The organism is Mycobacterium sp. NPDC004974, assembly GCF_053600815.1.
In genome coordinates, this window is record NZ_JBSGAQ010000005.1 from 177,733 (window position 1) to 204,316 (window position 26,584).

Annotated in this window: 29 protein-coding genes; 13 read left to right on the forward strand and 16 right to left on the reverse strand. The window is 66.3% G+C overall.

The window, feature by feature from the left end; genetic code table 11:
- Position 1 precedes the first annotated feature (1 nt).
- Positions 2 to 499: an adenosine-specific kinase gene (locus tag ACWEFV_RS14195; protein ID WP_450070615.1), complete on the reverse strand. Its 498-nt coding sequence runs from the start codon at positions 497 to 499 to the stop codon at positions 2 to 4.
- Between the two features lie 53 nt (positions 500 to 552).
- A complete protein-coding gene (gene arc / locus ACWEFV_RS14200) occupies positions 553 to 2,394 on the reverse strand; it encodes a proteasome ATPase (protein ID WP_135455600.1) in 1,842 nt (613 codons plus the stop codon).
- 145 nt (positions 2,395 to 2,539) lie between these two features.
- Here arc and ACWEFV_RS14205 point away from each other — a divergent pair, with 145 nt between their 5' ends.
- Genes ACWEFV_RS14205 through ACWEFV_RS14215 form a run of 3 tightly spaced genes read left to right on the forward strand, consistent with a single transcriptional unit; the run spans position 2,540 to position 3,894 of the window.
- A complete protein-coding gene (locus ACWEFV_RS14205) occupies positions 2,540 to 3,043 on the forward strand; it encodes a hypothetical protein (RefSeq protein WP_135455602.1) in 504 nt (167 codons plus the stop codon).
- Positions 3,044 to 3,051: 8 nt separating this feature from the next.
- Positions 3,052 to 3,594, forward strand: coding sequence for a hypothetical protein (locus tag ACWEFV_RS14210; RefSeq protein ID WP_450070616.1), 543 nt, complete (start codon positions 3,052 to 3,054; stop codon positions 3,592 to 3,594).
- A gap of 6 nt (positions 3,595 to 3,600) precedes the next feature.
- Positions 3,601 to 3,894 (forward strand): DUF503 domain-containing protein, encoded by a 294-nt coding sequence (locus ACWEFV_RS14215; RefSeq protein WP_135455606.1) that lies wholly within the window; start codon positions 3,601 to 3,603, stop codon positions 3,892 to 3,894.
- 88 nt (positions 3,895 to 3,982) lie between these two features.
- Here the strand turns inward: ACWEFV_RS14215 and ACWEFV_RS14220 are convergent, their stop codons facing one another.
- Positions 3,983 to 4,855, reverse strand: a complete 873-nt coding sequence (locus ACWEFV_RS14220) for a tRNA (adenine-N1)-methyltransferase (RefSeq protein WP_135455608.1) — start codon at positions 4,853 to 4,855, stop codon at positions 3,983 to 3,985.
- An 85-nt stretch (positions 4,856 to 4,940) separates the two neighbouring features.
- On the opposite strand from ACWEFV_RS14220, the gene ACWEFV_RS14225 reads away from it, so the two are divergent.
- From ACWEFV_RS14225 to ACWEFV_RS14235, 3 genes are read left to right on the forward strand one after another with little or no spacing between them, the layout of a single operon-like run.
- Positions 4,941 to 5,768: a RecB family exonuclease gene (locus ACWEFV_RS14225; protein ID WP_450070617.1), complete on the forward strand. Its 828-nt coding sequence runs from the start codon at positions 4,941 to 4,943 to the stop codon at positions 5,766 to 5,768.
- On the forward strand, positions 5,765 to 6,562 hold the full coding sequence (locus ACWEFV_RS14230; protein WP_135455614.1) for a thioesterase family protein: 798 nt from the start codon (positions 5,765 to 5,767) through the stop codon (positions 6,560 to 6,562). The genes ACWEFV_RS14225 and ACWEFV_RS14230 overlap by 4 nt, the downstream gene beginning before the upstream one ends.
- Complete coding sequence (locus tag ACWEFV_RS14235) at positions 6,559 to 7,077, forward strand: DinB family protein (protein ID WP_450070618.1); 519 nt, start codon at positions 6,559 to 6,561, stop codon at positions 7,075 to 7,077. The genes ACWEFV_RS14230 and ACWEFV_RS14235 overlap by 4 nt, the downstream gene beginning before the upstream one ends.
- On the opposite strand, the gene ACWEFV_RS14240 is transcribed toward ACWEFV_RS14235, so the two are convergent.
- From ACWEFV_RS14240 to ACWEFV_RS14250, 3 genes are all read right to left on the reverse strand, one after another.
- Positions 7,074 to 7,319 (reverse strand): hypothetical protein, encoded by a 246-nt coding sequence (locus tag ACWEFV_RS14240; protein WP_450070619.1) that lies wholly within the window; start codon positions 7,317 to 7,319, stop codon positions 7,074 to 7,076. The genes ACWEFV_RS14235 and ACWEFV_RS14240 overlap by 4 nt on opposite strands.
- Positions 7,320 to 7,735: 416 nt before the next feature.
- A complete protein-coding gene (locus ACWEFV_RS14245; protein ID WP_135455621.1) occupies positions 7,736 to 7,984 on the reverse strand; it encodes a DUF3297 family protein in 249 nt (82 codons plus the stop codon).
- A 513-nt stretch (positions 7,985 to 8,497) separates the two neighbouring features.
- A complete protein-coding gene (locus ACWEFV_RS14250; RefSeq protein ID WP_450070620.1) occupies positions 8,498 to 9,334 on the reverse strand; it encodes a class I SAM-dependent methyltransferase in 837 nt (278 codons plus the stop codon).
- 97 nt (positions 9,335 to 9,431) lie between these two features.
- On the opposite strand from ACWEFV_RS14250, the gene ACWEFV_RS14255 reads away from it, so the two are divergent.
- The 4 genes from ACWEFV_RS14255 (at position 9,432) to ACWEFV_RS14270 (ending at position 11,622) form a co-directional block, all read left to right on the forward strand.
- On the forward strand, positions 9,432 to 10,022 hold the full coding sequence (locus ACWEFV_RS14255; RefSeq protein WP_450070621.1) for a TetR/AcrR family transcriptional regulator: 591 nt from the start codon (positions 9,432 to 9,434) through the stop codon (positions 10,020 to 10,022).
- A gap of 124 nt (positions 10,023 to 10,146) precedes the next feature.
- Entirely contained in the window at positions 10,147 to 10,464 is a 318-nt protein-coding gene (locus ACWEFV_RS14260) for an ArsR/SmtB family transcription factor (RefSeq protein WP_054602559.1), read from the forward strand.
- The gene (locus tag ACWEFV_RS14265) at positions 10,461 to 11,009 is read left to right on the forward strand and encodes an SRPBCC family protein (RefSeq protein WP_450070622.1); all 549 of its coding nucleotides are present in this window, start codon (positions 10,461 to 10,463) and stop codon (positions 11,007 to 11,009) included. The genes ACWEFV_RS14260 and ACWEFV_RS14265 overlap by 4 nt, the downstream gene beginning before the upstream one ends.
- Positions 10,990 to 11,622, forward strand: coding sequence for a flavodoxin family protein (locus ACWEFV_RS14270; protein ID WP_450070623.1), 633 nt, complete (start codon positions 10,990 to 10,992; stop codon positions 11,620 to 11,622). The genes ACWEFV_RS14265 and ACWEFV_RS14270 overlap by 20 nt, the downstream gene beginning before the upstream one ends.
- On the opposite strand, the gene ACWEFV_RS14275 is transcribed toward ACWEFV_RS14270, so the two are convergent.
- The 4 genes from ACWEFV_RS14275 to ACWEFV_RS14290 all read right to left on the reverse strand — a co-directional run bounded on the left by ACWEFV_RS14275 (position 11,588) and on the right by ACWEFV_RS14290 (position 14,691).
- Positions 11,588 to 12,964 (reverse strand): FAD-containing oxidoreductase, encoded by a 1,377-nt coding sequence (locus ACWEFV_RS14275; protein WP_450070624.1) that lies wholly within the window; start codon positions 12,962 to 12,964, stop codon positions 11,588 to 11,590. The genes ACWEFV_RS14270 and ACWEFV_RS14275 overlap by 35 nt on opposite strands.
- A 3-nt stretch (positions 12,965 to 12,967) precedes the next feature.
- On the reverse strand, positions 12,968 to 13,450 hold the full coding sequence (locus ACWEFV_RS14280) for a DUF4126 family protein (RefSeq protein ID WP_450070625.1): 483 nt from the start codon (positions 13,448 to 13,450) through the stop codon (positions 12,968 to 12,970).
- 89 nt (positions 13,451 to 13,539) lie between these two features.
- On the reverse strand, positions 13,540 to 14,394 hold the full coding sequence (gene hisG, locus ACWEFV_RS14285) for an ATP phosphoribosyltransferase (RefSeq protein ID WP_450070788.1): 855 nt from the start codon (positions 14,392 to 14,394) through the stop codon (positions 13,540 to 13,542).
- A gap of 15 nt (positions 14,395 to 14,409) precedes the next feature.
- A complete protein-coding gene (locus ACWEFV_RS14290; RefSeq protein WP_070188706.1) occupies positions 14,410 to 14,691 on the reverse strand; it encodes a phosphoribosyl-ATP diphosphatase in 282 nt (93 codons plus the stop codon).
- Positions 14,692 to 14,728: 37 nt separating this feature from the next.
- Here ACWEFV_RS14290 and ACWEFV_RS14295 point away from each other — a divergent pair, with 37 nt between their 5' ends.
- The gene (locus ACWEFV_RS14295; RefSeq protein WP_450070626.1) at positions 14,729 to 15,205 is read left to right on the forward strand and encodes a hypothetical protein; all 477 of its coding nucleotides are present in this window, start codon (positions 14,729 to 14,731) and stop codon (positions 15,203 to 15,205) included.
- On the opposite strand, the gene ACWEFV_RS14300 is transcribed toward ACWEFV_RS14295, so the two are convergent.
- Positions 15,202 to 16,677 (reverse strand): sugar porter family MFS transporter, encoded by a 1,476-nt coding sequence (locus ACWEFV_RS14300; protein WP_167857877.1) that lies wholly within the window; start codon positions 16,675 to 16,677, stop codon positions 15,202 to 15,204. The two genes, ACWEFV_RS14295 and ACWEFV_RS14300, sit on opposite strands and share 4 nt — an antisense overlap.
- 98 nt (positions 16,678 to 16,775) lie before the next feature.
- A complete protein-coding gene (locus ACWEFV_RS14305; protein ID WP_135460113.1) occupies positions 16,776 to 17,459 on the reverse strand; it encodes an HAD family hydrolase in 684 nt (227 codons plus the stop codon).
- 45 nt (positions 17,460 to 17,504) lie between these two features.
- Between ACWEFV_RS14305 and ACWEFV_RS14310 the strand changes: the two genes are divergently transcribed.
- Entirely contained in the window at positions 17,505 to 18,302 is a 798-nt protein-coding gene (locus tag ACWEFV_RS14310; RefSeq protein ID WP_450070627.1) for an SDR family oxidoreductase, read from the forward strand.
- A 54-nt stretch (positions 18,303 to 18,356) separates the two neighbouring features.
- Here the strand turns inward: ACWEFV_RS14310 and metH are convergent, their stop codons facing one another.
- Complete coding sequence (gene metH / locus ACWEFV_RS14315) at positions 18,357 to 22,112, reverse strand: methionine synthase (RefSeq protein WP_450070628.1); 3,756 nt, start codon at positions 22,110 to 22,112, stop codon at positions 18,357 to 18,359.
- A 432-nt stretch (positions 22,113 to 22,544) separates the two neighbouring features.
- Between metH and ACWEFV_RS14320 the strand changes: the two genes are divergently transcribed.
- Positions 22,545 to 23,423 (forward strand): PAC2 family protein, encoded by an 879-nt coding sequence (locus ACWEFV_RS14320; RefSeq protein ID WP_135455640.1) that lies wholly within the window; start codon positions 22,545 to 22,547, stop codon positions 23,421 to 23,423.
- A gap of 85 nt (positions 23,424 to 23,508) precedes the next feature.
- Here ACWEFV_RS14320 and ACWEFV_RS14325 read toward each other — a convergent pair whose 3' ends face one another.
- The 3 genes from ACWEFV_RS14325 to ACWEFV_RS14335 all read right to left on the reverse strand — a co-directional run bounded on the left by ACWEFV_RS14325 (position 23,509) and on the right by ACWEFV_RS14335 (position 26,548).
- Positions 23,509 to 24,393, reverse strand: a complete 885-nt coding sequence (locus ACWEFV_RS14325) for an SDR family oxidoreductase (protein ID WP_450070629.1) — start codon at positions 24,391 to 24,393, stop codon at positions 23,509 to 23,511.
- Positions 24,394 to 24,431: 38 nt separating this feature from the next.
- A complete protein-coding gene (mshC, locus tag ACWEFV_RS14330) occupies positions 24,432 to 25,670 on the reverse strand; it encodes a cysteine--1-D-myo-inosityl 2-amino-2-deoxy-alpha-D-glucopyranoside ligase (RefSeq protein WP_450070630.1) in 1,239 nt (412 codons plus the stop codon).
- Between the two features lie 116 nt (positions 25,671 to 25,786).
- Complete coding sequence (locus ACWEFV_RS14335; RefSeq protein WP_450070631.1) at positions 25,787 to 26,548, reverse strand: 3'(2'),5'-bisphosphate nucleotidase CysQ; 762 nt, start codon at positions 26,546 to 26,548, stop codon at positions 25,787 to 25,789.
- Positions 26,549 to 26,584: the final 36 nt, after the last annotated feature.

Sequence of the window (26,584 nt, forward strand, 5' to 3'; positions counted from 1 at the left end):
GTCAGAGCTTGTAGCCGATCGCGCGCAACAGATCCCGGCGGGCCGTGACGTCATCGTCGGATTCGACGCCCAGCGGCGGCTGCCCGTCGATCACGCCCGCGATGCCGCGGCCAAGTTGAGTGACGGCGACCACGATGTCGACCGGATTGGCAGTGGCGCAGTAGATCGAGCAGACCTCGGGGACCGCTTTGATCGGGTTGAGGACGTTCACCGGGAACCCGTCCCGCAGGAAGATGACGAAAACATGCCCTGCGCCGATCGCCAGCGCATTGCGAACGGCCAACTCGACCAGGTCGGGATCGTTACCGCTGCGGCGCACCAACCTCGGACCCGATGCCTCGCAGAAAGCCAGCCCGAACCGCAACGACGGGCTGACTCCCACCATCGCCTCGTGCAGGTCGTCCGCCGTCTTGATGAAGTGCGCCTGCCCGATGACGACGTTGAGGTCGTCGGGCTTGTCGACGGACACCACGTCCCAGGACAGCGCCGGTGTGGTCACAGCTTCATGCTGCCACCGACGCCGCCCGGACGGGTGCCGATTCGACCAAGGGCCTACAGGTACTGCCCCAGGTTCGATTCGGTGTCAATCGCGCGGCTGGCCGACGAACTCTTCCCGGTGACCAGGGTGCGGATGTAGACGATCCGCTCGCCCTTCTTGCCCGAGATCCGCGCCCAGTCATCAGGATTGGTGGTGTTGGGCAGGTCCTCGTTCTCGGCGAACTCGTCGACGATCGAATCCAGCAGGTGCTGGATACGCAAACCGGGCTGCCCGGTCTCCAGCACGGCCTTGATCGCGTTCTTCTTCGCCCGGTCGACGACATTCTGGATCATGGCGCCGGAGTTGAAGTCCTTGAAGTACATGACTTCCTTGTCACCGTTCGCGTAAGTAACCTCCAGGAACCGGTTGTCGTCGATCTCGGCGTACATCCGGTCCACGACCTTTTCGATCATCGTCTTGATCGTCAGGGTCCGGTCACCGCCGAACTCGGCCAGATCGTCGGCGTGCACCGGCAGAGCCTCGGTCAGGTACTTCGAGAAGATGTCCTGTGCCGACTCGGCGTCGGGCCGCTCGATCTTGATCTTGACGTCCAGGCGGCCGGGCCGCAGGATCGCCGGGTCGATCATGTCCTCGCGGTTGGACGCGCCGATGACGATGACGTTCTCCAGCCCCTCCACGCCGTCGATCTCCGAAAGCAGCTGCGGCACAACGGTTGTCTCGACATCGGAGCTGACACCGGTGCCGCGGGTACGGAAGATCGAGTCCATCTCGTCGAAGAACACGATCACCGGGGTGCCCTCGGAGGCCTTCTCACGGGCCCGCTGGAAGATCAGCCGGATGTGACGTTCGGTCTCACCGACGAACTTGTTCAGCAGCTCGGGGCCCTTGATGTTGAGGAAGTAGCTCTTCGCCTCGCGGGCGTCGTCGCCACGAACCTCAGCCATCTTCTTGGCCAGCGAGTTCGCCACCGCCTTGGCGATCAGCGTCTTACCGCAACCGGGCGGGCCGTAGAGCAGCACACCCTTGGGCGGCCGCAGTGAGTACTCGCGGTAGAGCTCCTTGTGCAGGAAGGGCAGCTCCACGGCGTCGCGTATCTGCTCGATCTGGCGGCCCAATCCACCGATGTCGTTGTAGCTGACGTCGGGCACCTCTTCGAGCACCAAGTCCTCGACCTCGGCCTTGGGGATGCGCTCGAAGGCGTACCCGGCCTTGGTGTCGACCAGCAGCGAATCGCCGGGCCGCAGTTTGCGCGGACGGTCGTCGTCGAGAGCGGCTTCGGAATCCTCCGGCAGATCCTCGACGGCGACCAGTGGCTCGGCCAGCCAGACGATGCGCTCCTCGTCGGCATGCCCGACCACCAGTGCCCGGTGGCCGTCGGCCAGGATTTCGCGCAGCGTGCTGATCTCGCCGACCGCCTCGAAGTTGCCGGCCTCGACCACTGTGAGCGCCTCGTTGAGCCGAACCGTCTGGCCCTGCTTGAGCAACGCGGTCTCGATGTTCGGGGAGCAGGTGAGTCGCATCTTGCGGCCCGAGGTGAACACGTCGACGGTGTCGTCCTCATGGGTACCCAGTAGCACGCCGTACCCGCTGGGCGGCTGCCCCAGCCGGTCGACCTCCTCGCGCAGGGCGAGGAGTTGCTGACGTGCTTCCTTCAGGGTGTCCATGAGCTTGGCGTTGCGCGAGGCGAGCGAGTCGATCCGCGCCTCCAGCTGGTGCACGTCTCGGGCACTGCGCAATCCGCTCTGAGGCCCTACTGCATTCTCCAGCTGCTCACGCAGAACCGCGGCCTCACGGCGCAGCGATTCCAACTCGGCGGCATCATCGCTGGACATGGGCTGCGAGAAGCCCGCCGAGAAGCTCTCGGCGTGGCCCTCCGAACGCTCTGACTCAGACATATTGCGCTCCCTCCCGCACCGCAAGTTGGTGCAGTAACAACTTCAACGCTACCGGCGATTCAGCCATTGTGTGCGCTCTAGGAACGAGACACACCAGCACCACTGTTAGCCTCTTAGTTCAGTTGGTCCGATCGAAAGGACAATCGTGGCCTTGAAAACCCTCGTTACCGGCTTTATCACCGCAGCTGCAGCCGCCGCCGTGGTGGGCGGAGCAGCGGCGGGTGTGACTTCTATTGCATCCAGCGGCATGTCGACCTCGCCGGCCATCCAGCCGGTGGTCTTCGGCGCGCCTTTGCCGGCCACGCCGGCACCGGACCTGGCGTCGCCACTGGTGCAGACCCTGCAGGCACTCGCCAACGGTGGCTCGTTCAGCGGCAAGGCCCCCTACATCCAGGGCGGCATCGGCCGTATCGAGAGCATCGCCGCCGACCGCGCCTACAGCAAGGCCGCCGCTGAAGGGAAGTTCCCGCTGACCTTCAACATCGCCAACATCGATGACCAGGGCGGCGTGGCGTTTGCCGATGTCACCGCCACCTCGGCCACCGGCGGCACCGCCACCCAGAACATCCAGTTCGTGGCCGGCCCGAGCCCGACCGGCTGGCAGATCTCCAAGGGATCGGCCATGGCCCTGCTGTCCTCTGTCGGCTGAGTAGGTAATTGAACCGCACCCGAATCGCAGTCCTGAGTGCCGCCACGATCGTGGCGGCACTTGGGCTCTGTGGGTGCAGCAGCGGAGATCGTCCGGCGAACCGCTCGCACCCGACCACGAGCGTGCTGACCACCACGACACCGGCCGCACCGCCCACCGCACCGCTACCGGCCCCCGAAGCTCTGACCGGCGTGCTGGACCAGCTGGCCGACGTCAACGTGCCCGGTGCCGACAAGGTTGTCCTGGTCGAACAGGGCACCGCCGATGACGCCGCCGCGCTGGACAAGTTCGGCCGGGCCTTGGCCGACAACGGATTCACCCCGCTGACCTTCGAGGCCACCGATCTGGCCTGGTCTCAAACCGAGCCGAACAACGTGGTGGCGAACGTCAAGGTCACCGCGGGCGGCGAGAATTCGGCCCGCGACTTCAGCTTTCCGATGGAATTCACCCCGCACGGCGACGGCTGGCAGCTGACCCGGCACACCGCCGATCTGCTGCTGGTCATGGGATCGGCGGCGGGTTCCTCGAACGCTCCCACACCGCCCCGCTGATCCGCCATGTGGATCGGCTGGTTGGAGTTCGACGTGCTGCTCGGTGATGTGCACTCGCTCAAGCAGAAGCGTTCGGTTATCCGGCCGGTGATCGCCGAACTGCACCGCAAGCTCGCGGTGTCGGCAGCCGAGACCGCGACCCAGGATCTGCACCGTCGCACCGGCATCGGCGTCGCCCTGGTCGCCGCTGACCGGGCTCACGTGGTGGACGTGCTCGATGCCGCCGAACGGATGGTTGCGGGCCACCCGGAGCTCGAACTGCTCTCCACCCGCAGGGGCCTGCACCACAGCGACGACTAGGCCGACTCGGACGCACCGGTTTCTACCGGAGGGCGGTAGTCCTCGCCGGCGAGCAGGCGTGCGGTAGAAAACGCCGACGACTGAGCCGTCAGGCGCCCGGCTGAGACTCGACGGCGGACTCGACGGCCAGATGACGTTTCTTGCGCAGCGGGACCGGCGCCACCGCGCCCGGCGCCAATTTGCGCGCACTGACCAGAAATGCGGTGTGTCCGCGCATGTTGTGTTCCGGGCGTACCGCCAGGCCCACCACGTGCCAACCGCGCTGCATGCTCTCCCAGGCCCGCGGCTCGGTCCAGCACTGCTGCTCGCGAAGCGCCTCCACGACCCGCGACAGCTGTGTGACGGTGGCGACGTAGACCATCAGCACGCCGCCGGCGACCAGCGCCTTGGAGACCGCGGGCAGCACCTCCCAGGGCGCCAGCATGTCCAGGACCACGCGGTCCATCTCCGGACCGTCGTAGTCCGCGAGGTCCGCGATCACCAGGTCCCAGTTGTCGGGCCGCTCACCGAAGAACGTGATCACGTTCTTCTCCGCGGTCGGCGCGTGATCGTCGCGGATCTCGTACGACGTCACCCGGCCCTCGGGGCCGACCGCCCGCAACAGCGAGCAGGTCAGCGCACCGGATCCGGCACCGGCCTCCAACACCCGGGCGCCCGGGAAGATGTCACCCTCGTGGACGATCTGCGCGGCGTCCTTGGGATAGATCACCTGCGCACCGCGGGGCATCGACATCACGTAGTCGACCAGCAGCGGTCGCAGCACCAGGAACTGATCGCCGTTGGTGGATTTGACCACGCTGCCCTCCGGCAGCCCGATCACGTTGTCGAAGGCGATGATGCCGCGATGGGTGTGGAACTCACCGCCGGGGTTGAGCACCATCGTGTAGCGCCGGCCCTTGGCGTCGGTGAGTTGCACCCGGTCGCCAACGGCAAACGGTCCGGTCGGTCTCTTCCCTGCCACGGACGTCCAGCCTGCCAGTAGCCCCACCGGGCCGGGTGCCCGGGGTTCCGCAAGTTTGTCGGGGCTCCGTCCTAGGCTTACGGGTGTGAGCGAAGAACCGACCCCGACGCCGCGCCGCCCGGCGCTGTCGCCGTCGCGGGCCGGCGATTTCAAACAGTGCCCGCTGCTGTACCGGTTCCGCGCCATCGACCGGCTCCCCGAGCCCCGGTCCACCGCCCAGCTGCGTGGATCGCTGGTGCATGCCGCGTTGGAGCAGCTCTACGGCCTGCCTGCGGCCGAGCGGGTGCATGACACCGCGCTGACGCTGGTCGAGCCGGCCTGGGAGCAGGTCGTCGCCGCCGAGCCCGAGCTGGCCGATACCGAATATCCGGCCACGCTGCTCGCCGAGGCCCGGGCGCTGTTGTCCGGCTACTACCGCCTGGAGGATCCGACCCGGTTCGATCCGCAGTGCTGCGAGCACCGGCTCGAGGTCGAACTGACCGACGGCACGCTGCTGCGCGGATTCGTCGACCGGATCGATGTCGCACCGTCCGGCGAGTTACGCGTCGTCGATTACAAGACGGGCAAGGCCCCGCCCGAGGCGCGGGCGCAGGCCGAGTTCAAGGCGATGTTCCAGATGAAGTTCTACGCGGTGGCGTTGCTGCGCTCGCGTGGGGTGATGCCGTCGCGGCTGCGGTTGTTGTATCTGGCCGACGGTCAGGTGCTCGACTACTCCCCCGAGCACGACGAGCTACTGCGGTTCGAGCGCACGCTGATGGCGATCTGGAAGGCCATCCAGGTGGCCGGGGCCACCGGCGACTTCCGGCCCAACCCGTCGAAGTTGTGCTCGTGGTGCGCACATCAGAGTTTGTGTCCGGCGTTCGGCGGCACCCCGCCGCCGTATCCCGGGTGGCCAGAATCAGGAGCTGCATGATCGGGTGTCACTACCATCGGCTTGGTTCCGATGGTGAGTACCAGCTGTTCGAATCCACCGCCGATACCCGGAGCAACTGGGATCCGGCGATCCAGCACGGCTCGCCGCCGCTGGCGCTGTTGACCAAGGCGATCGAGGAGTTGGCCGCCGACTCAGACCTGCGGATCGGGCGGCTGACGCTCGACATCCTGGGCGCGATTCCCGTTGCGCCGGTGCGGGTTCGGGCCTGGGTGGACCGGCCGGGGTCACGGATCTCGATGGTCGTCTCCGAGATGGAGGCCGCTCGACCCGACGGCACCTGGCGCGCGGTGGCGCGGGTCACCGCCTGGCTGCTGGCTCCCAGCGACACCAGCGACGTGGTCACCGACCGCTTCCCGCCATTGGTGGAGGGCGAGGCGGCCGACGTGGCGCACAACTGGGAAGGCGCACCGGGCTATCTGGAAAGCGTGTCGTGGCGTCGGCAGAACGCGACCGACGGTGAGTCGGCGGTGGCCTGGATGAGTCCGTTGACGCCGGTGGTCGACGACGAGGAGACGACGGCCCTGCAGCGCCTGGCGCTGGTGGTGGATTCGGCGAACGGCATCGGCGCGGCGCTCGATCCGGAGAAGTTCGTGTTCATGAACACCGATACCGCGGTGCATCTGCACCGGCTTCCGGAGGGGTCGGACTTCGCGGTGCGAGCCCGTGGTTCGATCGGACCGGACGGTATCGGCGTGACGACGGCGGAAATCTTTGACCGCCAAGGGTTTATCGGGACCTCGGCCCAGACCCTGCTGGTGATGCGGGTGCCGTGATCGTCGAATTGCGTCGCCAGTTCGACCTGGCCTGGGCGCTGACCGACCTGCACCTGTCGGCGCTGGCCGACGAGGATCACCTCTGGGAGCCGGGTCCGCTGGTGTGGACCGTGCACGAGGATCCGTCGGGCCGGTGGTGGCCGGACTGGGCGGACACCGAGCCCGACCCGATTCCCGTTCCGACCATCGGCTGGCTGACCTGGCACATGATCTTCTGGTGGACGAGCGCGCTGGCGCACGTCGACGGACGGCCGCCACCACCGCGCTCCGAGATCGACTGGCCCGGCCCCGCGGCCGCGGTGCAGCGGATCAGGGTGCTCAGCGCACGCTGGAGCGGCCTGCTGGACTCGTTGACCGACACCGATCTTGTTGCCCCCGCGACGTTTCCGTGGGGGCCGGATAGCGGCCGTTCGCTGGCCGACACAGTCCTCTGGTTGAACGTCGAGCTGACGAAGAACGCCGCGGAGATCGGCCAGTTGCGCCTGCTGCGAGCGGTGAGCCGAACCGGCGACTAATCGTCCTCGCCCTGGCTGTTGCCGTCACCGCCATGCCAATCACCGCGCCAACGCGGACCGTCGTACCAACCGTTGTACCAGCCGGGCGTGTCCACGCAGGCATGCGCGAAACCATATGGACCACTCACACACAGGCCCGGATCGGCCGATGCCGACCCCGCCCCGGCAAACGCGACCCCGATCGGCACCGCCACTACGCCAAGGCCGACGGCCAACTTTCCAAGATTCTTCAAACGGATCACACCCCACCTCCGGCATAGCCTCGAGCAAGTAACCCCGTCCCCTGCCCACTGTAGTCCCACAGGGCATGGCCGCACGGCTCGCTCCGGGTCCGCCGCACGCTGCGTGTGCCGATTTCAGATGGCGGATCCCATTGCCGCTTCCTGAGACTTTCCGAAATTCCGCTCATGATGGCGGACACCAGATTCCGCTTTCGGTGACGGATCCTAGAACCACACGGTCGTCCAGATCTTGACTCGCCGCTCACCGGCCGTCGGCTGGTTCAATTCTCGCCTGGCTCGCGCGGATGCGCTAAAGAGCCGCTGGGCCTTTGCGAACCAGTACTCGTTGTAGCTGATGGCTGCCACTCGAGCTACAGGCCGACCGCCGGGGCCGTTCGACAGCCGCGCCGGAAGTCCAAGCGCGTCCGCTCTTTTGCTCAGCGAAAATAAGGTTCAACCGTGCCACTGATCTTGACGACCATAGGATTTCCGCGGCGATCCTTCGCGGTAGGGACTTCAACACGCACCCAACCCTCGGCCACGTTGTATTCGTGAACATTGGTTTTCTCGACGCCATTAAAGCGAATACCCACGTCGCGGCGGAGCACCTCTTCGCTATAGAAGGGGCTGCGCGGGTCGATGGAGAGATGATTCGGTGGAACGTCTACGTTCTGGTCCTCGGACATGATGGCCTTCGTTGAATGCTGCGTTAGGTGCTCGGATTGATCCTCAGAGAATCTACGCGACCGTGCAGTAGCGGGTTGCGCGTAGGTCTTGGCGGGCCGCCTTGAGGATTACGAACGCCGGCCCCAGGGGGTGGCTTCAACCACTCGATACCCATGTGTGCTGCAGGTTCCCAATTCCAGTGACACATCCCATCAGTTAGAGCTGGGCCTTTCGAAAGCCATGCGAGAGCAATACCAGTTTCGTGCCATACCGGAAAGTCAGCCGAACCAGAGGCTCGCAGGTTGATCTGGCGGGCCGTCCGCGCCTGAGCCCGAACGCCACCGCACCGGTGAGCCGCTGAGATCGATGCCGACCCGACCAGGCATGGACGTCAGGCTTCAGCGGTTCGACGTCACTGTCATTTCGGCACCTCCCCAACGCATCATCGGTGACGCCGCAGCTCCGACGACGTGACGGACCCAATGCGATAGCTCCACCTGTAGCTCTCGAAAGTCGCTGTGCCAGTGTCGGAGTCAGCCGATCCTCCGGGCTACGATTGCGAAATTCAACGGAATGCGCGGAACACCTGCGGGCAGTGCCCAGCCGTGCGAATCAGGAATCAGAGCCGGGAAAGCTCGCCAATCCATGTAGGGAAGCTCGCGAACGGCCTCGATGCGCAGATTGGCTTCCAGGAGTGCGGTGATGACTTCACTGAGATCGTGCCGCCACTCGTAATTTGTTGTCTGGCGGATTGCCACATCGGTGTTCTCTGTGTACGTGCTGGCGTCGTCGTAGGTCCTGGCACCGCCGCCCGAGAGGTAGTCGTCACTGATAGTCCAAGGCTGGAACTCCATCGCCGCCAATATCGGATGGTCGTCTCGGATCACGAAAACTCCGTCGGGCGTGAGCAGGTCGTGGATCGATTGAGCCCACGCCGACAACTCAGGCAGCCACACGATGGTTCCGGCGCTGGTGACAACGATATCGAACTGCTCATCAATAAGCGAGGAGGCGAACCGAGCATCGCCCTGCACCCACGTGATTGTCTGGCAGTCCGTTTCGGCGATGCGTTGGGCATGGCGCAGGGAATTGGGCGATAAATCCAAGCCGGTGACGTTGACCGCGCCGAGCCGTGCCCACGACACGGTGTCGGTGCCGATGTGACACTGCAGATGCAGCAGTGACCGACCGGTCACCCCCGAGGAGGGTAGGTGCGGTTGCATTACTGACAGGTCGTTTCGGACCACCGACGAGATCATCGACCGGTCAGCCAGGAATCCCTCCACGTCATACATCTGTGACCGGGCATGGATGTCTGCGCGTTCATCCCAGTTCTCCTTGTTACGAGCAAGCGCATCAACATGTTTCATCAAGATCCCCTATGTCTCCGCTCGGCGACTCCGCCGGCGTTACCTTCTTTTTATCACAGTCGTGATACATATCGTTGGATCCCGCTACACTGTGACCATGCCAGCCCGTATCGACCCCGTGAAACGTCGAGGTCATATCGTCGAAGCCGCGTTACGTCTGGTGGTGAAGGAGGGGCTGGCCGCCGCTACATTCCGCCGCGTCGCAGCAGAATCACAGCTGAACATCGGATCAGTCCGTCACTATTTCGCCGATCACGAATCTCTCGTCGTCGCAGTGGTCACCGAAGCCGGCAACCGCATGGGCCAGCGGCTGATAAAGCACACACCACCCGAATCACGCGACGTCACAGAACACCGACAACACCTCCTGGCACTCCTGAAGGAACTGGTCCCCCTGGACGACGAACGTCACAGCGAGGCCGTGATCCTCATGGAGGTCATCGCGGCCTCCCGCACCACCGCAGCTTTCCGCCCAACGACAGCGCAGATGGCTACCGACCTGCACGATGTTCTGGTCAAAGCCCTCAAGAACATGGCGGTACCAAAGCCCAGCCTGGAAGCTCAGCGTCTCGCGTCACTTCTGTCCGGCCTCGCCCTCGACGCCGTGACAGCACACGGCCCCAGGTCCACGGCCACCATCACCAAGATCTTGCAACTCCACGTGAACTCGCTACCGACAGATCGCTAAGCGGCCGCGGCTGAGCGATTGGCAGGCGGATACCTCCGCGCACCGCACTCCGTCCAACACCTCGCCACCTCCAGCCCCTTTATATTTGCTTGCATCTATATAGCTATACTGCAATACTCAACGCATGGACGTGTTCGAAGCAGTCGCCGAACCCAGCCGACGCGCATTGCTCGACGCCCTCGTCGACGGTGAACGCACCGCAGGCGAGTTGGTGGCCACCCTGCCGGGGCTGACCCAGCCGACGGTGTCACGGCACCTGCGGGTGTTGCGGGAGGTCGGTCTGGTCGAGGTGCGACCCGACGCACAGCGCCGCATCTACGCCTTACGCGCCGACGGCCTGGTGCAGATCGACGAGTGGATCGAGCGGTACCGCCGCTACTGGTCGGATCACCTGGACGCCCTGGAACGTCATCTCAAAGCGACCCACAAGGAGACGAAATGACCAGCCGTGAAGGCAAACTCACCGTCGAGGGCGACCGGGCCGCCCTGAACTTCGAGCGGCGCCTGCCTTATCCGGTCGAGGCGGTGTGGGCCGCCATCACCGATCCCGCACAACGCGACCAATGGATGGGCGAAACGATGATCGACGCCCGCGAAGGCGGCGCGATCGAGATGATTCCGGACTCTCCGCCCATCCCGGCGCAACAGAAGAAGATGACCGGACGGATCCGGGTGTGGGACCCGCCACGGGTTTTCGAACACGAGTGGAACCAGCCCGTCCTGTCCGCCCCCGAATCCGGCGTCGTGCGTTACGAACTCATCCCGGATGGCGAGGGCACCCTGCTCCGATTCACGCACCGCGGCCTGACGGTCTCCGACGGTCAGGGATTCCACCCCGGCACCCACGCCTATCTGGACCGACTGGAGGCCTATCTCGGCGGGCAACCCTTGCCCGACTGGGCCCAGCGTTATCAGGAAGTCGCTCAAACACTCGGAACCCAATGGACCCCGGAGACAGGAAACGACCATGCATCGCAACGGAACTGACGTCGCCGCACCCACCGTCGCGGTGGTCTACCACTCCGGGTTCGGTCACACGTCGACCCTGGCCGATGCGGTCGCGGCCGGAGCCGCTGACGCCGGAGCCGACGTCACCGTCATGCGCGTCGAGGCCGTGACCGACCAGGATTGGGACGTGCTGGACGGTATCGACGCCATGATCTTCGGCAGCCCCACCTACATGGGCAACGTGTCAGCAGGATTTCAGACCTTTGCCGAGAAGACCGGCCGGCGGTGCATGGAAGGCAGGTGGCGCGACAAGATCGCGGCCGGGTTCACGAACTCCGGAGCCAAGAGCGGAGACAAACTCGCCACGTTGAACTCCCTTGCGATCTTCGCCGCCCAGCACCACATGCATTGGGTGAACCTGGGTTTGGGAGCCGGCTGGAACAGCGCGGGCGGCAGCGAGCATGACCTGAACCGACTCGGGTTCTGGCTGGGTGCCGCGGCAGCCACCGATGTCGACGCTGGGCCCGACCAGATGCACCCGGCGGATCTCCAGACCTGCCGCCACCTCGGGCATCGTGTCGCGCTGGTGACGCGTCAGCTCAACATCGGCCGCACGCTCAGTCCAGCGGCTTCAGCTCCTGCAGCATCGTAGGCACCAGCTCGCTGACGGTGGGGTGGATGTGCATCGTGCGTGAAATCGCGGTGTAGGGCAGTTTCGCCGTCATGACGTCGAGGATCGAGTGCACCACCTCGTCGCCGCCGACACCGAGGATCGACGCCCCCAGAATCTCCTCGGTCTCGGCATCCACCACCACCTTCATGAAGCCCTGTGTCTCACCCTTCTCCACCGCACGGCCTACCCTGGTCATCGGACGCTTGCCCACCAACGCTTTTCGGCCGGACTTCCGGACCTGATCGACCGTCATCCCGGCCCGTCCCAGGGGCGGATCGATGTAGAGCGCGTAGGTGGTGATGCGATCGCTCACGCGACGCGGATCATCGTCGAGCAGATTGGCGGCGACGATCTCGAAGTCGTTGTAGGACGTGTGGGTGAAGGCGCCCTTGCCGTTGCAGTCCCCCATCGCCCAGATGTGCTCGGCCGTGGTGCGCAGCTGATCGTCGACCACGACATAGCCACGTCCGTCGACGTCCACGCCGGCGTTCTCCAACCCGAGATCGTCGGTGTTGGGCGCCCGCCCCACCGCGAGCAGCAGGTGCGTTCCGGCAATCGGATCGGCACCGTCGCGAGGCGTCACCTCGAAACCGCCGTCCCGCTTGGCAAACCGGATGCCGGTGGCATTGAGCACCACGTCGATCCCCTCGGCCCGGAGGATCTCGGCGATGGTGGCGGATACGTCCTCGTCCTCACGCGAGGTCAGCCGTGGCCCCTTCTCGACTACCGTCACCCGGGCACCGAACCGGCGGTACATCTGCGCGAACTCCAGCGCGATGTAGCTGCCGCCCACGATCACCAGATGCTCGGGAACAAGGTCCAGGTCCAGGATGCCGACGTTGGTGAGGTAGTCGATACCGTCCAGGCCGGGAAATTCCGGAACCACCGCGCGGCCACCGACATTGAGGAAGATCCGATCGGCCCGCAGCAATTCGCCGTCGACGTCGACGGTGTGCGGGTCGACGAAACGGGCGTGGCCACGGATCAGCACCGCGCCGTTCATCGCCTCAAGCCAATCCTCCACCCCGTGGCGGTCGGCCAGCATGATCGCATCCTTGCGGGCCTTGACCTTGGCCATGTCGATGTCGATTTCGCCTGTGCCGACGCCGAAATCAGCGCCGCGCCGCGCGAGATGGGCGGCATGCGCGCTGGCCACAAGGGTTTTGGTGGGGATGCAGCCATAGTTGACGCAGGTGCCGCCGACCAGTTTGCGTTCGATCACCGCGACGGTCTGCCCCGCTGCGGTCAACCGGCCCGCCAGCGGCGGCCCCGCCTGGCCCGCGCCGATGACGATTGCGTCGAAACTTCGCGCGGGCACCATGAACTAGAGGACGGAGGTCAGAGCCGCGATCGCGAAGCCGCCGAGTACGGCGACCGCGTCCTCGAACAGCGCGACCGGCAGATCATGGCCATCATTGCGGCTGACCAAGCGCTTTCGCGCCTCGTATCCGCCGAGGGTGCCGATCACCGCACCCACGAGGGCCGCACCGAGCGCGGTGTACGTGTAGCCCCACGCGGTGCCGATCACCGCACCGGCGAACGCCCCGGTGATCAGCCGGGCGATGAACTGCACCGGGGTCTTACGGCTGGGCGTGCGCGGCAGCTGATCGGTGACCAACTCCACCACAGCAAGAACGGTCAGCACGGTGACCGTGACCGGGTGGGCCAACCACTGGGCCCAGGTGCCGTCGAGGTTGATCCAGTTCAGTGCGGCGGCCCACGCCACCGCGGCCGGAGCGGTGAATGCCCGCAGTCCGGCCACCACACCGATGAGAAGAGCCAACAACAGAACCAGAAAATGCGTCACGGCGACCTCCGAGGCCTGGAATTGTCACCCGGACGCTAACACGCAATGCGGCGCTGCACGCGCCGATCAGACAGGGCGGTGTCCGTCCGTCAGAAACGGCAGAACCGAATATCCGATGCGAGTATCGCTTTGGCACCGATCGCGGCGATCTCATCCATGATGGCGTTGACGTCGCGGCGCGGTACCAAAGCCCGCACCGCCACCCAATCGGGATCCGCCAGCGGCGCGATGGTCGGTGACTCCAGTCCCGGCGTCACCGCGGTGGCCTGGTCCAAAACCGTACGCGGGCAGTCGTAATCCAGCATCAGGTACTGCTGGCCGAACACCACGCCCTGCACGCGCGCCGTCAGCTGATCCCGCGCGGACGTACTGCCATTCCCCTCGGCCCCGTCGCGTTCGATCAGCACGGCCTCCGACTCGCACAGCGGCGCACCGAATGCCACCAGGCCGTGCAGCCCCAGAGTGCGACCCGAGCCGACCACGTCGGCGATCACGTCGGCGACCCCGAGCTGGATCGAGATCTCGACCGCGCCGTCGAGCCGGATCACCGAAGCCTCGATGCCCTGCGCCGCAAGGTCCTTGCGAACCAGGTTCGGAAACGACGTGGCGATCCGTTTGCCCGCCAGATCCTTCGGGCTCCACTCCCGGCCGGCCGGAGCGGCGTAACGGAAGGTGGAGCCACCGAAGCCCAGCGACAGGCGCTCCCGCACCGGGGCGTCGGAATCGGCGGCCAGGTCCCGTCCGGTGATGCCCAGGTCGAGCTGACCCGAACCCACGTAGATCGCGATGTCCTTGGGCCGCAGAAAGAAGAACTCGACGTTGTTGACCGGATCGACGACCGTCAGATCCTTGGGGTCACGACGGCGCCGATACCCGGCCTCGGCGAGGATCTCGCCGGCCGCTTCGCTGAGCGAGCCCTTGTTGGGCACCGCGACGCGCAACATCTGATCGGCCACGGCTCACAACTTCCGGTAGACGTCGTCGAGGGTCAGGCCCCGGGAGATCAGCAGCACCTGGGTCCAGTACAGCAACTGGCTGACCTCCTCGGCGAGCGACTCGTCGCTCTCGTGCTCGGCGGCCAGCCACACCTCGCCGGCCTCCTCCAGGATCTTCTTGCCGAGCCCATGGACGCCGGCGTCAAGTGCGGCGACCGTGCCGCTACCGGCAGGTCTGGTGCGCGCTTTGTCGCTGAGTTCGGCAAACAGGGCCTCGAAGGTCTTCACAGGCATGAATTGTTTCATGCTCGGCGGGGGTCGATTTGTGGGGTGCAATAGAAGGGTGAGCGAACCTGTCGGCGACGAGCTGCGGACCTACACCGCCCGGGTCACGGCGATCCGCGCGATCCTGTCCAGATACCTGACGGTGGACGGCCTGGTCCAGAACAATCGCCTCGCCAACCCCATCCTCCCGCTCGATTGCCTGTCCGCATCCTGGGGCGCTGATGTGGCCGCGTCCCCGATTCTCACCGTGTCGGTCCACCCGATCGACGACTTTGCCGCCGAGGTCGACCAGTTGCGCTACGGCGCCGACCCCGCCCGGGGAACATTCGAGGTGCAACGCGCCGCACCCGACGAGTTCGCCCTGGTACAGGTGCAATTGTCCAGCGTGTGGGTGGTCGTTGGGCGCTGCGAGGTCTATCTGGCCCACCGGGACATCTCGCCGGAGAAGCTGGTCGAGGCGGCCGTCGAGATCGCCCGCAGCGTCGGCTGCGCGCCGTATGCCGACGACTACCGGCCTCCGCCGGACCACCGCTAGGCGCTCAACGCGTTTGCGTGCATGTCCTCGAGGTTCTTGCCCTTGGTCTCCTCGACCCAGCGCCAAACGAACACGAACGACAGCACCGCACACAGCGCATAGAACCCATACGCCGCGCCCAACACATTGCGCAGTTCCGGGAACGTCACGGTGATCAGCCAGTTCGCCGCCCACTGGCCGGCGGCGGCCAGGCCCAGCGCGGCCGCCCGGATGCGGTTGGGGAACATCTCGCCGAGCAGGACCCACACCACCGGGCCCCACGACATGCCGAAGGCCACCACGAACAAGTTCGCCGCGACCAGGGCGACCGGGCCGGTGATCCCGCCGAGGAACGGCTGCGACTCCATCAGACCGGTCGAAGTGTTGAGCACCTCGTGCGTTTTGGCGGTACCGAAGATCACGGCCATGGTGCCCAAGGTCAGCGCCATACCCACCGAGCCGATCAGCAGCAGCGGCTTGCGGCCGACCCGGTCGATCAAGGCGATGGCGATCAACGTCGTCAGGATGTTGGTCACCGAGGTGATCACGGTGATGATGAACGACGCGCTCTCGTCGAATCCGACGGCCTGCCACAACACATTCGAGTAGTAGAAGATCACGTTGATGCCGACGAACTGCTGAAAGACCGACAGCCCGAGGCCCACCCACACGATGCCGTAGACGCCGCCCGCCGGCTTACGCAGATCACGCCAGGCCGGCGGCTTCTCCTGTTGGAGGGTGTCCTGGATGCGGCCCAGGGTGATCTCCAGGTTCTTCTCCCCCAGCAGCCGCGAGAGCACCTTGCGGGCCTCGGGAATGCGGTGTGTGGCAACCAGATACCGGGGTGATTCGGGAATCGTGAAAGTCAGCAGGCCGTACACGACGGCGGGAACCGTCATCAACAGGAACATCCATCGCCACGCCTCCATGCCCAGCCACAGTTCCTTGGTGGCGTCCCCGGCGATGTGCGCCAGCAGCGCGTCGATGCTCAGGGACAGGAAGATGCCGGTGACGATCGCCAACTGCTGAAGGGACCCCAGCCGGCCGCGGATCCCCGGCGGCGAGGTTTCGGCGATGTAGGCCGGGGCGATGACCGAGGCGATACCGACACCGATTCCGCCGACGATACGAAAGAACACCACTACCCAGACGCTGGGCGCCAGCCCGGTGCCGATGGCACTGATGAAGAAGAACACCGCGGCGATCTTCATCACCGCGATCCGGCCGATCCGGTCGGCGATCCGGCCCGCCGACAGCGCACCGACGGCCGCCCCCAGCAGCGCCGAGGCCACCGCGAAGCCCAGGATCTTGTTGTCGATGACGAAATGCTTCTGCACGGCGTCCACCGCGCCATTGATCACCGCGCTGTCATAGCCGAACAACAACCCGCCCAGTGCGGCGACCGCGGCGATACGGACGGCACTGCGTCCGGACGAGTAGTAGTCGTCGTCGTGGACCGAAGGTGTGCCGTCACTCACCGGACCGTGTGACATGCCGTGTCCTCTCCGCGCCATTGCGTGACCGAACATCATCACCTTGACACAGAGAGCCCGCAGCTAGGGCCATATCCGGCAGCTGAATTCGATGCGCCTCAGGCGCCGCGCACGCCCGGCCCGGCAGCCAGTTCGGCGTGGATTGTCCGCAGGTCGGAGACATCGAGCGCGCCGAGCGTTTGGACATGCCGGCGCCCAGCGCCCGCGGGAACCTCGACATCGTTGGGCACCACCAGCACCGGGCAGCCCGCGGCCTCTGCCGATGTTGTCCCGGTGACTGAATCCTCGACCGCCAGACAGGATGCGGCGGAGACGCCGAGAAGATCCGCCGCCCGCAGATACGGGTCGGGCGACGGCTTGCCGCTCGCGACCTCATCACCGCAGACGGTCACCGAAAAGTAGTGGCGGCCAATGCTGTTCAACGCGCGTTCGGCGAGATCCCGGCGGGTGTTGGTGACCAGCGCCATGGGGACCCGGGCCGCGGTGAGAGCGTCGAGCATCTCCTGGGCACCCGGCCGCCACGGCAGGCCCTGCTCGAACAACTCGCCGGTGTAGTCGTGCAACCAATCGGCCGATTCGGCCATGGCGCCAGGGTCAGGTTCCAGCCCCAGATCGTCATAGACGATTCGCATCACGCTCTCGGCAGAGCCGCCGACCGTCGATTCCCGTACCTCCGCGGTCAGCACCCCGCCCATCCGCGCATACAGGGCCTGCATGGCGATGTCCCACAGCTTTTCGGAGTCGACGAGCGTGCCGTCCATGTCCCACAGCACCGCCTGCATGACAGCCATTCTGACATTGTCCGACCCCGTCGATAGCGTGGGAGCATGACGATATTGGTGACGGGAGCCACAGGGAACATCGGCAGGCGCGTCGTGGATCATCTGATCACGTTGGGCGCCCACGACATCCGCGCACTGACCACAAATCCGGCGAAGGCGGCGCTGCCGGAATCTGTGACAGCAATCACCGGCTTCCTGGGTAGGCCGGAGACGCTGCCGGCTGCCTTCGAAGGCGTGGAACGCGTTTACCTGGCCCCGTTCCCGGCCACCGTCGGGCCCACACTCGAGCTGATGGTGCGGGCGGGTGTGCAACACGTGGTGGCACTGTCCGGCGGTGCACACTGGGCCGAACACGCCGATGCGGTCGCCGCCTCGGGACTGGCGCACACCCAGCTCGGGCCCGGCGAGTTCTGCGAGAACTTCGCGATGTGGGCCCCGCAGATCAAGACCGGTACGGTCCGTGACATCAATCCGGATTACGTCGAATCACCGGTATCCATGGACGACATCGCCCGGGTCGCGGCGCATCTGTTGACGGCACCGGCGGACGCCCATCCCGGCGCGATGTACGAACTCACCGGTCCGGTCGCATTGTGCCGCGGCGACATCGCCCGCCAGATCGGAGCGGGGCTCGGCCAATCAGTCGAGGCGCAGCGGTGCGGCCGGGCCGAGGCCGAAGAATTGCTGCGCCCTGTCATGGGCGACGGCGCGCAGTGGTACCTCGACCTTTTCGAGGACGATCCGCAACCCCAGGCCGCCAACGACAACGTCGAACGGCTCACGGGCACACCGGCCGAATCGATGGCGCAGTGGGCGGCCCGGAATCGGGACCTGTTCGGCTAGCCGCCAGACCGGGTGCGTCCGTGAACCGTTCGGGCGCACCCGGTTTCGGCGTGCTCAGTCCTCCGGGTTGTACCCGAGGTTGGGGGCGAGCCAGCGCTCGGCTTCGGCCAGGGTCCAGCCCTTGCGCCTCGCGTAGTCGGCGACCTGGTCCTGAGCCATCCGGCCGACCACGAAGTACTGCGACTGCGGGTGCGAGAAGTACCAGCCACTGACGGCAGCACCGGGCCACATCGCCATCGACTCGGTCAGCTCGATCCCGGTCCGATTCTGGACGTCCATCAGCTCCCAGAGCGTCGCCTTCTCGGTGTGCTCCGGGCAGGCCGGGTAGCCGGGGGCGGGGCGGATGCCGACGTACTTCTCCCCGATGAGTGCGTCGTTGTCCAGCTGCTCGTCAGGCTGATATCCCCAGAACTCCTCGCGGACCCGTTGGTGCATCCGTTCGGCGAAAGCCTCTGCCAGCCGGTCGGCGAGCGACTCCAGCAGGATGGCGCTGTAGTCGTCGAGGGCCGCCTTGAACTCCACGATCTTGTCCTGGCTGCCGAGGCCCGCGGTGACGGCGAAGGCGCCGACGTAGTCCGCGACCCCGGTTTCTCTGGGCGCGATGAAGTCACCCAGTGACCGGTTCGGGATGCCGTCCCGGTGCTCGCCCTGCTGGCGCAGGTTGTGCAACGTGGTCAGCACCTCGGTCCTGGTCTCGTCGGTGTAGACCTCGATGTCGTCGCCGACCGCGTTCGCCGGGAAGAACCCGATCACCCCGTTGGCCTTGAGCCACTTCTCTTTGATCAGGGTGTCGAGCATCTGCTGGGCATCGTCGTACAGCTTGCGGGCGGCCTCGCCCGAGACCGGGTTGTTGAGGATGTCAGGGAACCGGCCCTTCATCTCCCAGGCGTTGAAGAACGGCTGCCAGTCGATGTACTCCCGCAGCTCGGCGAGGTCGTACTCATGGAACTCCCGCACGCCGAGGCCTTGGGCGGGCACCGGCGGCGTGTAGCCGTCCCACTCGATCGGCGTCCGGTTGGCGCGGGCCTTCTCCAGCGTCAGCATCGGCCGCTCGTTCTTCTGGGCGTGCCGTTCGCGAAGGGCGGCGTAGTCGGTCGCGGTGGCCTCCAACAGGGCCGGCCGCTGCTTGTCGTCCAGAAGCGCGGCAGCGACCGGCACCGAACGGGAAGCGTCCTTGACCCACACCACCGGACCACTGCGACGCGGTGCCACCTTCACGGCCGTGTGGGCGCGCGAGGTGGTCGCTCCACCGATGAGCAGCGGAATCTGAAGCCCCTCGCGTTCCATCTCGACGGCGAAGTTGACCATCTCGTCCAGGGACGGGGTGATCAGGCCGGACAGCCCGATGATGTCGGCGTTGTGCTCCCTGGCCGCGTCCAGGATCTTCTGAGCGGGCACCATCACACCGAGGTCGATCACGGTGTAGTTGTTGCACTGCAAGACGACCCCGACGATGTTCTTGCCGATGTCGTGGACGTCGCCCTTGACGGTGGCCATCACGATCGTGCCGTTGGTGGTGTCGGCGTCGCCCGGCTGCTTCTCCGCCTCGATGTACGGCAGCAGGTACGCAACAGCCTTCTTCATCACCCGGGCCGACTTCACCACCTGGGGCAGGAACATCTTGCCCGCGCCGAACAGGTCACCGACGACGTTCATGCCGTCCATCAGCGGGCCCTCGATCACCTCGATCGGGCGGCCACCTGCCGCGGCGATGTCGGACCGCAACTCCTCGGTGTCGGAGTCGACGTGGGCGTCGATGCCCTTGACCAGGGCGTGGGTGATCCGCTCACGCACCGGGAGGCTGCGCCACTCGGCTGCCGCGGGATCCTCGGCCTTGTCCTTGCTGTTGAACCGTTCCGCGATCTCCAGGAGCCGCTCCGCCGCGTCCTCGCGACGGTTCAGGACGACGTCCTCGATCCGGTCCCGCAATTCGGGGTCGATCGAGTCATAGGGCACCAGCGCACCGGCGTTGACGATGCCCATGTCCAGACCGGCCTTGATGGCGTGGAACAGGAACACCGAGTGGATCGCCTCGCGGACGGGGTTGTTGCCCCGGAACGAGAACGACACGTTCGAGATGCCGCCGGAGATGTGCACCCCGGGCAGGTTCTCCTTGATCCAGGCGCAGGCCTCGATGAAGTCGATCCCGTACGTCGCGTGCTCCTCGATACCGGTCGCCAGCGCGAAGCAGTTCGGGTCGAAGATGATGTCCTCGGCCGGGAAGCCGACCTCTTCGGTCAGGATCCGGTAGGCGCGCCCGCAGATCTCTTTGCGGCGCTCCAGGTTGTCCGCCTGGCCCTGCTCGTCGAAGGCCATCACGACGACGGCGGCGCCGTACTTGCGGCACAGCCGTGCCTCACGGATGAACTTCTCCTCGCCCTCCTTCATGGAGATCGAGTTGACGATCGGCTTGCCCTGCACGTTCTTCAGGCCCGCCTGGATGACCTCCCATTTGGAGGAGTCGATCATCACCGGGACGCGGCTGATGTCCGGCTCGGCCGCGATCAACTTGGTGAACCGGTCCATCGCGGCGACGCCGTCGATCATGCCCTCGTCCATGTTGATGTCGATGACCTGCGCCCCGACCTCGACCTGCTGCAACGCGACCGACAGCGCGGTGTCGTAGTCCTCGGCCTTGATCAGGTTGCGGAACCGGGCGGAGCCGGTGATGTTGGTGCGCTCACCGATGTTCACGAACAGGGAGTCGTCGGTGATGTTGAGCGGCTCCAGACCCGCGAGCCGGGTGGCCACCTCGATATCCGGCAGCTCGCGCGGCGGCTTACCCTCGACGACCTTGGCGATCTCGGCGATGTGCGCCGGCGCCGTTCCGCAGCAACCACCGACCAGGTTGACCAGGCCGGCCTCGGCGAACTCGGCGATGTAGCCGGCCTGATGCTCCGGGGACTCGTCGTACTCGCCGAAGGCGTTCGGCAGGCCGGCGTTCGGGTAGCAGGAGACGTAGGTGTCCGCGATCCGCGCCATCTCGGCGATGTAGGGCCGCATCTCCGGGGCGCCCAGGGCGCAGTTGAGGCCAACGGCGATCGGCTTCGCGTGCCTGATCGAATTCCAGAACGCCTCGGTGACCTGACCGGACAACGTCCGGCCGGAAGCATCGGTGATGGTGCCCGAGATGATCACCGGCCACCGGCGGCCGCGCTCCTCGAACAGCGTCTCGACGGCGAACACCGCCGCCTTGGCGTTCAGCGAGTCGAAGATCGTCTCGATGATGAGGAGGTCGGCACCACCGTCGACCAGGCCGTTGGCGGCTTCGAGGTAGGCGGCGACCAGCTGGTCGTAGGAGACGTTGCGGGCTCCGGGGTCGTTGACATCGGGCGAGATCGACGCGGTCCGCGTCGTCGGCCCGATGGCACCGGCGACGTAGCGGGGCTTCTCGGGGGTGCTGAACTCGTCGGCGGCCTTACGGGCCAGGGCGGCGCCGGCGTAGTTCAGCTCGTAGCTGAGGTCCGCCATGTCGTAGTCGGCGAGCGAGACCGCGTTCGCGTTGAACGTGTTGGTCTCCAGGATGTCGGCGCCCGCCTCGAGGTACTCGCGGTGGATGCCCTCGATGATCTGCGGCTGCGTCAGGTTGAGCAGGTCGTTGTTGCCCTGAAGAGCGGTTGGCCACTCTGTGAACCGGTCGCCGCGGTAGCCGGCCTCGTCGGGCCGGTCGCGCTGAATCGCGGTGCCCATCGCGCCGTCGATCACGATGATCCGCTCGCGCATGGCCGCCGTCAGTTTGTCGGTGCAGTCGGGGCGGATGTTCGGCGTAAAGGTCGTCGACTCAACAGCGGTCACGTGCACTCCTTCCATAACGGAAGGCGTCCTTGACTCTGCCGAGCGTGGCGGATACGGGCAGGAACCCGGAACCGTTGCAACGCCTCTCGACCAGAAGAGTCTACGTCGTCATCCGACAGACTTGTGGACGCCCAACCCGTCGCCACGATCGACCCCCACCCGCGTGGCGATCGCGGTGCCCTTGAGTGACAGCTCACCGATCTTGTCAGCAATGTCGTAGGCACCAGGGTTAACCAGATTGCAGCCGAACGTATTTCGCCTCGACCGCGCCGCGGCCTGCCACTACGCGCTTCGACAGGGTGTCGAGCAGGTCGGTGCCGTAGGCAGATTTGTCAGCGACAGTCACATGAACAGGGTAGTCGGTCTATCAAACACCGCTGTTCGGCGCGGCGGCGGCCCACGTGCACAACGGGCTCATCGGCACCCGACAAGGCTTACCCTCTATGTGTGACACCGTCGTATCCGAACGCCGGCCGGAGTTTGAACCTGCCCGAACTGAAGGACGCCACGATCGTGGCCGCCTTCGAGGGCTGGAATGACGCCGGCGACGCGGCCAGTGACGCGCTGGACCACCTGGATGCGATCTGGGAGGCCCAGCCGATCGTCGAGATCGACGACGAGTCGTACTACGACTATCAGGTGAACCGACCGGTGATCCGCCAGGTCGACGGCGTCACGCGGGAGCTGGTCTGGCCGTCGATGCGGATCTCGCACTGCCGTCCCCCGGGCAGCAACCATGACGTGGTGTTGATGCACGGCGTCGAGCCCAACATGCGCTGGCGCACCTTCTGCGCCGAGTTGCTGGCCATCGCCGACAAGCTCAACGTGCAGACCGTGGTGATCCTGGGCGCGTTACTGGCCGACACCCCGCACACCCGGCCCGTGCCGGTGTCCGGCTCGGCGTATTCAGCCGAGTCGGCGAAATTCTTCGGCCTGGAAGAGACCCGCTACGAAGGCCCGACCGGGATCGCCGGGGTGTTCCAGGACGCCTGCGTGCAGGCCGGTATCCCGGCCGTGACCTTCTGGGCCGCGGTGCCGCACTACGTGTCGCAGCCGCCCAGCCCCAAGGCGACCGTGGCCCTGCTGCGCCGGGTCGAGGACGTGCTGGACGTCGAGGTGCCACTAGCCGACCTGCCCGCCGCCGCCGAGGAATGGGAACAGGCCGTCACCGAGATGACCGCCGAAGACGAGGAGATCGCGGAGTACGTCGCCTCGTTGGAACAGCGCGGCGACGCCGAGGTCGACATGCACGAGGTGCTCGGCAAGATCGACGGCGACGCGCTGGCGGCCGAGTTCGAGCGCTATCTGCGGCGCAGAGGCCGCTGAACTTCCCGGCTCACGCCGAGTGGCCACCTAGTGCACGGAAACTTCCGGATCACGTGTCATAACTGGCCGCTCGGCGTTGAAACCGCTAAGTCTCCGGCTTCTCCAGCGCCTCGATGCGGGCACTCGTCGAGCGGCCGAGTGCGGCTGCCTCCGCGTCGAGTTTCGGCAGCAGTGTCGGGGTGAACTTGAGGATGTCGCGCTCCGCCAGCGGCGTGGTGACGAACGGCCGGATCCAGCGGAACACCCCGACCCACTCCGGGCTGTAGATGCGCTTCTTGCGTCCCTCGATGCCCTTGACGAACGCGGCGCCACAGGCGTCGACCGTGGTGGTCCGGTTCAGCGGCGGCGGCAGCTTGGACAGCATCTCCCGGAACGCCGACAGGTCCGACTTGGCGTCCTGCACAAGCGGCGTGTCGATCCAGCTCATGTGGGCCGAGCCGACGTCGACGCCGAGGTGCGCCACCTCCAGGCGCAGCGTGTTGGCGAAGTACTCGGCGCCGGCCTTGGAGGCGTGGTAGGCGGCCAGCCCGGGTGCCGAGGTGAACGCGGCGAGTGAGGACACCACCAGCACGTACCCGCGACGCTTGACGACTGCGGGCAGGGTGGCGCGCACGGTGTTGAACACCCCGACGACGTTGATGTCGACGACCCGTTTGAACGCCTCAGGATCTACCTGCATGACCGAACCGAAGCTGGCGATGCCCGCATTGGCCATCACGATGTCGATGCCGCCGAATCGCTCGACCGCGGCGTCGGCGGCCTTCTGCATGGCGGCCAGATCACGCACGTCGGCCAGCGCCGTCAGCACGTACTCCTCGCCGAGTTCGGCGGCCAGCGCGCTCAACGGCGCCTCATCGAGGTCGGTCAGCACCAGTTTGGCGCCCCTGCGCCGCAACCTGCGGGCAACCTCGGCACCGACGCCGCGCGCACCGCCGGTGATGAAGACGACTTTCCCGTTCACAGAACCCATGGCCGCAACGTACCCCACCGGGGCGCAGCCGACGAGGTCTAGAGCTCAACCCCCAGCAGCGCATCCACCGTGTCGGCCACCTGCCGTGGCGCGGCCGTGTCATGCCCGCCGTAGGCCAGTGCGTCGGTACACCAACCATCCAGCGCGGCAAGGGCTTTCGGGGTGTCCAGGTCGTCGGCGAGGTATTGGCGCACCCGGGCCACCACATCGGTGGCGTCCGGCGCGGCGGGCAGCGCGGTGGCGCTGCGCCAGTGCTTCAGCCGAGCGTTGGCCTCTTCGAGCACGGCATCGCTCCAGAACCGGTCGCTACGGTAGTGCCCGGCAAACAGTCCGAGCCGCACGGCCGACGGATCCACACCCTGTGCGCGCAGCCTCGACACCAGCACCAGGTTGCCCCGGCTCTTGCTCATCTTGTGTCCGTCCCACCCGATCATGCCTGCGTGCACGTAATGGCGGGCGAATCGCCGCTCCCCCGTGACGGATTCGGCGTGCGCGGCGGAGAATTCGTGGTGCGGGAAGATCAGATCGCTGCCGCCGCCCTGGATGTCCAGGCCCGAGCCGATGCGGGTCAGCGCGATCGCCGAGCACTCGACATGCCAGCCGGGCCGGCCTGCGCCGAAGGGCGAGGGCCAGCTGGGCTCACCGGGTCGCTGAGCCCGCCACAGCAGGGCGTCGAGTTCGTCACCCTTGCCGGCGCGGTCCGGGTCACCGCCTCGCTCGCCGAACAGCCGCAGCATGGTGTCGCGGTCATAGCCCGACTCGTAGCCGAACTGCGGGGTGGCATCGGCGCGGTAGTACACGTCGGGGTATTGGGCGTCGTCGACGACGTAGGCCGCACCCGAGGCAAGCATCTTCTCCACCAACTCGACCACCTCGGAGATGGTCTCGGTGGCGGCCACGTAGTCCTGCGGGGGCAGCACCCGCAGGGCCATCATGTCCTCGCGGAACAGTTGGGTTTCGCGGTCACCGAGGTCCCGCCAGTCGATGCCGTCGCGGTCGGCCCGCTCGAACAGCGGATCATCCACATCGGTGACGTTCTGCACGTAGTGCACGGTGTGCCCGGCGTCCAGCCACAGCCGGTGCACCAGGTCGAACGTCAGGTAGGTCGCGGCGTGGCCCAGATGGGTGGCGTCATAGGGGGTGATGCCGCACACGTACATGGTGGCCGTCGGTCCCGGCGTGACCGGACGTACCTGCCGGTCGGCGCTGTCGTACAGCCGCAGTTGCGGACCACGCCCTTCCAACACCGGAATTGACGGTGCCGACCACGATTGCATGGCTTCGACTCTAAGGTGCTCGCTCAGGACGGCCTCCCGCCGGTCGGTCCCGCACAGTTCTCCCAAGTCAGACAACGCCGCCGACGATTCCATTCCCGGAACGCTGCGGAGATCGCTCACCGGGCCACCCCGATCGCCTCCAGCAGGATCGGCGCCAGCTCTTTGCGGCACATCACGAAGTCCGGCAGGTACGGGTCGGCGCGGTTGTAGCGCAGCTCCGAGCCGTCCAGCCGGGAGGCGTGCAGACCCGCGGCCAGCACCACCCCCGCAGGTGCGGCCGAATCCCACTCCCATTGCCCGCCGGCATGGATGTACGCGTCGACGTCGCCGCGCACCACGGCCATCGCCTTGGCCCCGGCCGAACCGATGCGCACCATCCGGAAATCGAGCTGCTCGCGCATCCGCCACAGCACCGCCGGGGGCCGATTCGAACTCGCGGTGATCAACAGCGGCCCGTCGCGCCGCGGCCCGGGCGGGGTGACCGTATCGCTGCGGTACACCTCACCGCGGGCGGGCAGGGCCACCACCGCATCCGACAGGCCCCCGTCGACGCCCACCGAGCGCTGCCACAGGGCGATGTGTACGGCCCAGTCCTCCCGACCGGGCAACGAGAATTCGTGGGTGCCGTCCACCGGATCGACGATCCAGACCCGGTCGGCCTCGACACGGGCCAGGTCGTCGACCGCCTCCTCGCTCAGCACCGAATCGCCGGGGCGGGCTTGGGCCAGGCGATCCAGGATCAGCGCGTTGGATCGCCGGTCGCCCTCGTCACCGAGGTAGTACGGGTCGTAGAAACCGACCTCCTCGCGTACGGCCAGCAACAACTCACCGGCCTCCTTGGCCACTGCGGCGGCCAGGTCGGCGTCAGTCGAGTGCACCAAGCCAGTATCGGTGGCCCGAACATCCGGTGTCGG